3 protein-coding genes are annotated in these 2,695 nt (G+C 71.8%); all 3 read right to left on the reverse strand.

Annotated features, from left to right (window positions below):
• A partial coding sequence (locus tag G4D87_RS36420; protein ID WP_163787389.1) for an AAA family ATPase occupies nt 1-1,330 on the reverse strand: 1,330 nt, incomplete at its 3' end.
• Nucleotides 1,331-1,380: 50 nt separating this feature from the next.
• Nucleotides 1,381-1,791: a thiol-disulfide oxidoreductase DCC family protein gene (locus G4D87_RS36425; RefSeq protein ID WP_163787390.1), complete on the reverse strand. Its 411-nt coding sequence runs from the start codon at nt 1,789-1,791 to the stop codon at nt 1,381-1,383.
• Nucleotides 1,791-2,695: hypothetical protein (locus tag G4D87_RS36430; protein ID WP_338045024.1), on the reverse strand; the 905-nt coding region annotated here is incomplete at its 5' end. The genes G4D87_RS36430 and G4D87_RS36425, both read right to left, overlap by 1 nt.

Genomic DNA, 2,695 nt, shown 5'->3' on the forward strand with positions numbered 1-2,695 from the left:
GCCCTTCCCCGTGCCCCGCCATGCCGCGCGCCAGCCGCTGCTCCTGCGCCGCCACCAGGGCCCGCGCCGCGGCCAGCAACGGCATCCGGTTCTGCGCATGGCGAGGCCCCGGCACCAGCTTGGCCAACAGGGCCCGCGCCGTGGTGGAGACGACGCCGGGCTGCCAGTTGCGGCTCACGGACTCGACGGAGCTCACCTCTTCGGAGGACCCGAGCGCCTGCGCCTCGCGCTCCACGCCGCCCCCCAGCTCCTGCCGTATCCTGGCCAGCGCTTCGTCGAACGCGCGCTGCTCCAGGCGGACGATTTCGAGCTGCGCCCGCTCCCGGGGGTCCACCACGGCCTTGAGCAGCGCCTCCGTCTCCCCCGCGGGCGGACCGCCCAGGAGGAAGAACCAGCGCAGCGAGTCCAGGTCCTCGACGGTGGCCTCCAAGGCCCGCTCGGGGCGCCGGTAGATTTGATCCCTCACCACCGCGGCCTTGAGTGCCCACAGCGCCTTCACCACCGAGCGCTGGGAGAAGTACTTCGTCGGCACGTAGTCCGGCAGCTTCGCCACCTGGGCCGCCAGCGCGCGCTCCAGCGCATCCGCCAGCAGCTCCACGCCCTCCATGACGTGGCTGGGCACCCCCACCTTCGTCACGGCGTCCTGGAGCAGGTCCACCTGCTGCAAGGACAGCTGCGCGCGCAGGTCCGGCCGGGCGCCATGGGAGAAGCGTTGCAGCATGGCCGCCCGGCTCTCCCGGCGTGCGAAGGACTTGGGCACGAAGCAGATGAAGCTCAGCCGGTCCGCGAAGGCCAGGAGCAGCTCCGGCGAGCGCGCCAGCACCTCGGAGAGATACCGATTGCTCGTCATGACGACGCACTCGATGCGCCCCGTCGTCACCCGGCGGCCATGCTTCAGCTCCCGCTCGTGCAGCACGTTGAGGATGGAGCGCAGCAGCATGTCCCGGCCGTCGAAGATTTCGTCCAGGAAGGCGTGCTCGGAGCCCAGCATGCCCTCGTCGGTGAGGTACTCGGTGCGTCCCGTCTCCGTGAGCACCTTGAAGTCCACCGGGCCGATGAGGTCCGTCTGCACGGTGGACTCGGCCAGCTGCTTGGAGAAGAGCGACGGCGAGCCCGTGCGCTCGTCGATGATGCGCCCCAGCACGGCGCTGGCGATGGCGCTCTTGGCCGTCCCAGGGGGCCCCACCACCAGCACGTGCTCGCGCCCCAGGAGCGCCAGCTCCAATTGCGTGAAGAGCGTCTCTCGCTCCAGGTAGGCATCCCGGAGCTCGGTGAAGAAGTGCCGGAAGGCGCGCGCGGCCTGGACGTATGGAGACGTTGGTGATTGCACGGACGAACCCGAGGTGGCGGGGAAACGCCATGCTACCCGCCGCGCGCGGCCTATTTGAAGCGGACCGCGCACGCCCCGTCCGGACACTGACGTCCCGCGATGCGAAACCGATAGCGGGCCACGACGCGGTAGAGCGCGTCCAGGAGCTGCCGCAGGCCCGGCACGTAGTACACGCGGAGCAGCCGCCCCAACGGCCGCCGGCCCAGCGCCAGGACCAGGGCCTCCAACCCCTCCACCACGGCCCCATCCGACAGGACCAACTGAATTGCCCGCTCACAGCGGTCCGCACTGACACCCGGGAAGGACGCCAGCACCCCTTCCTCCCGAAACGAGCGCAGGCGCGTCCCCGTCCCGCCCAGCAGCCGCTGGAGCCGCCGTGCCGCCCCACCGCACAGGCGGCAGTGCCCGTCATAGAGAATCACGTCATGCCCGGGAGGCGTCGTCCTCGGAACGGGCGCCATCAGCGAGGCCTCAGCGTGTCATGCAGGTGCGCATGCACCGCGCGCCAGATGTCGTGCTGCCGCTCGATGGGGTCCATCAGCGTCATGCCCACCGACGTCGCGGGCGAGCTCCCCTGGAAGGCCGAGTACTGCCGCACCTGCGTCCCGCCCGCGCCGTCCTCGTCGAAGACGAAGCGATTCGTGCCGCGCAGCGGGTGCCCGTCCAGCGTGGTGATGTGCAGCGTGTTCGCGGCCGGCTCCAGGCGCACGGTGATGGGCGCCCACACGGGCGGAAGCCCCTTCTCCTCCAGGAACAGCTTCGCCCCATCCACCAGCGCCGCCGTCGCGGGGCGGACGCGGATGCCGGCGGCCTCGAACACCGCCGCCGGATGACGGACGAAGTAGGCGTAGGCCTGGGCGGGGGCCACGTCCGGAATGCTGCTGGTGTAGTCCGTCAAGGACGTGGGCGCGCCGGTGATGGGCGGACTGGGCTTCAGGTGGTCCAGGTGGAGGCGCGCGTAGCCATCCACGGCGGCGCTGTCTCCCATCAACCGGCTGGCAGCGGCGGCTTCGGACTGAGCGGCGGTGAGCGCCCCCTGCCGCACCTGCTCCATCAGGTTGCCCGTGGGCCTGGGCGGAAACGCGCCGCCCACGCCGAAGTCGAACTGGTTGTCGGCGCCCGTGCGGGGCCCCGAGCGAGGCCCAGGCACTTGCAGCGCCGGTGGATGCCCCGTGGAAGGCCCCCGGTAGGGCTCCACCGTCGAGGACGCCGCGGTGGAGGCCGGCCGGCACTGCGCCGTGCGCGTGGGGGGAGGGACGGCCGCCGGCGCGGCGGCGCCCTCTGAGGGCGCGGTACCGGGCGGGAGGAAGGACGGTGACGGCTGGATGCGGGACATGGAACGCCAGCCCCTGCACCCCCACCGCC

Source organism: Myxococcus vastator (assembly GCF_010894475.1).
Taxonomy (GTDB): domain Bacteria; phylum Myxococcota; class Myxococcia; order Myxococcales; family Myxococcaceae; genus Myxococcus; species Myxococcus vastator.